At 51.3% G+C, this 2,348-nt stretch carries 3 protein-coding genes; 1 reads left to right on the top strand and 2 read right to left on the bottom strand.

The annotated features are described in order from the left end of the window. The first annotated feature begins 4 nt into the window (after window positions 1-4). The gene (locus FVQ98_RS19490) at window positions 5-937 is read left to right on the top strand and encodes an IS1595 family transposase (RefSeq protein WP_147915115.1); all 933 of its coding nucleotides are present in this window, start codon (window positions 5-7) and stop codon (window positions 935-937) included. Here the strand turns inward: FVQ98_RS19490 and FVQ98_RS19485 are convergent. Together FVQ98_RS19485 and FVQ98_RS19480 are read right to left on the bottom strand one after the other, a co-directional pair. After that, the gene (locus FVQ98_RS19485) at window positions 934-1,680 is read right to left on the bottom strand and encodes a hypothetical protein (protein WP_147915114.1); all 747 of its coding nucleotides are present in this window, start codon (window positions 1,678-1,680) and stop codon (window positions 934-936) included. The two genes, FVQ98_RS19490 and FVQ98_RS19485, sit on opposite strands and share 4 nt — an antisense overlap. Beyond that, on the bottom strand, window positions 1,677-2,348 hold a 672-nt coding region (locus FVQ98_RS19480), incomplete at its 5' end, for a hypothetical protein (RefSeq protein ID WP_222707634.1). The genes FVQ98_RS19480 and FVQ98_RS19485, both read right to left, overlap by 4 nt.

Here is a 2,348-nt window from a genome sequence, read left to right as displayed (position 1 = left end):
CGCGATTCTCAATCAACCGCACTTCCAAGACGCAGACAAGGCGCGCGAGTACCTTGAAGCCCTGCGCTGGCCGAATGGCGTCGTCTGCCCGCACTGCGGTTCCGTGGGCAGCCACTACAAGTTGCAAGGCAAGGCGCACCGCCCCGGCCTCTACAAGTGCGTGGACTGCTCCGATCAGTTCACTGTCACTGTCGGAACCGTGTTCGAGCGCAGCAAGATCGCCCTTAACGTGTGGCTGCAAGCCGTGCACCTGATGTGCGCCAGCAAGAAGGGCATTAGCGCCAAGCAGCTTGAGCGCATGCTGGGCGTGACCTACAAAACAGCCTGGTTCATGTCGCACCGCATCCGCGAGGCCATGACCGCTGAATCAGGCGGCCTGCTGGGCGGTGGGGGCTCCACTGTAGAGGTTGATGAGACTTACTGGGGCAACACCCACCAGTCCAAGATCGGCAAACTGGTCGGCACCAAGCAAGGCGGACACCAGAAAGAAAAGATCGTGTCGCTGGTCGAGCGTGGCGGCAAGGTTCGCTCGTTCCATGTCCAGGTGGTCACATCGGCCACGCTGAAGGAAGCCATCACCAAGAACGTGCACAAGGACACGCACATTCACACCGACAGCCACTACGCCTACCGCAAGGCCACCAAGGGCTACGCCAGCCACGAGTTCGTGAACCACACGGCGCAGGAATATGCACGCGGCCATGTCACGACGAACACGGTAGAAGGCTATTTCTCGATTCTCAAGCGCGGTCTGGTCGGCACGTTCCACCATGTCGGCGAGCAGCACCTGCAACGCTACGTGCGCGAGTTCGACTTCCGCTACAACACCCGTAGCTCACTGGGCTACAGCGACACCGACCGCGCCAATCTGGCGCTCAAGGGCATCGCTGGGAAGCGACTGACATATCGGCGCGTTAACGGACAACAAGCCAACTAAATACCAACAAATTCTCGAAGCCTTGTTGCATTCCGAGAAAAAGCCAAGACCGGAACGCTAGGCAATCCGAGTAAGTTTAATTCATCAGACGACCAGCGCTCCTCATCATCATAGATGATTGCTTGTCTTACATGATCGTATGACTTGGAATGCACATCCATGTTTGCGACTATTCTAGAATTTATTGAAGCCGCATCCCTAATAACTGGATCAATAATTATCTGCAAACCTGAATGCAATGAAATTACGTTTTCAAATGTGTGGACTTTGTTGCTCGCTCCAGATATTTTTTTTTCAGACACGTCTGATTCACTGAATTGTTGCTTAATGACCTCGCGGACTCTTTCTTTAAACTTCTTGCGCGGAAATTTCCAAGAAGAATAAATTGTGTGGGAGATTTCCTTTGATATGTTTGCCACAACTGCAATGGCGGCTGGTATATCTTTGGCATTTATCGAAGGAGATCTGATGGCCCCCGCCTGATCCAAGTGAAGGCCCTGTTTGGATGCCGCAGTCTGGACGTGCCTATCCCTCAATTTGTCATAGGCCCCAGCATCCTCAAGCTCTTTTCTCCATCCCCCGGCATCAGTCACATAAAACTCTGAGCTGCACCCGTACACAATAACTTTAACAACTGCATTGCTTGGATAGAGGCAATGGGTGTTTACAAGCACGCCATTTTCGATAGCGTGGCATTTAAATGTTTCGAGCAATGACTGCTCAATAGTATGGAGCAAATTCATAGCAACCTATCTGTTGGCAGCGCAATTGAATGATTGTGCGGCAAATGTACATTCACCTCTCCGCAGAACCACCTTAGCGCCGAGTCAAATGATCTAATTCCTCTGACTTCTACCGCATTTTTGAGTTCAAGTAACTTCGTATCGTTTTCAACGAACTGCTTATTATATTCCCATTTATGAAAATGAGGACCAGAAACAATTAATGGAATCCTGAATCTAGATGCAAGCATACTATTGGTATGTCCTCCTGCCTCATCATAATCAAGCCGACACACCGAAACATTGCATACAAGTGAAATGGAATAGTCTATATGCGCACTAGGTCTGTATGCTACGATTATTTTTTCTGGGCCTAGCACACCATTAATTTCTACTGGCAACTTCAATACGTATTCATTCCTAAACGTACCCAACTCAAAATGAGTTGGCTCATCGATTCCTGGAATCGACTTCTGCGCCAACAGCACAGAGTCAACGTAAGCAATGAATTCTTCTCTGGTCATCCTGGGCCGCTTTGGCACAATGCAGTCATCATGCCACCCGCTCAACAGCCCGTGAACAGGGAAAGCGCCGGTAATCGGCCTTGTGAGGACGATGTGTTGCGCAGAATGCTCAACACCCCGCCGCAGCCCAAGCCCGCGCCCAAGCCTGCCCCGGCTCCAGCGCCC

It is taken from the genome of Ottowia flava (assembly GCF_008017535.1).
In the GTDB taxonomy this organism is placed as follows: Bacteria; Pseudomonadota; Gammaproteobacteria; order Burkholderiales; family Burkholderiaceae_C; genus Ottowia; species Ottowia flava.
This window is presented reverse-complemented; position numbering and strand designations above follow the sequence as displayed.

What these genes read in the sequence shown, in the direction of transcription:
- FVQ98_RS19485 (WP_147915114.1), bottom strand. Translation starts at nt 1,680, where the DNA reads ATGAATTTGCTCCATACTATTGAGCAGTCATTGCTCGAAACATTTAAA.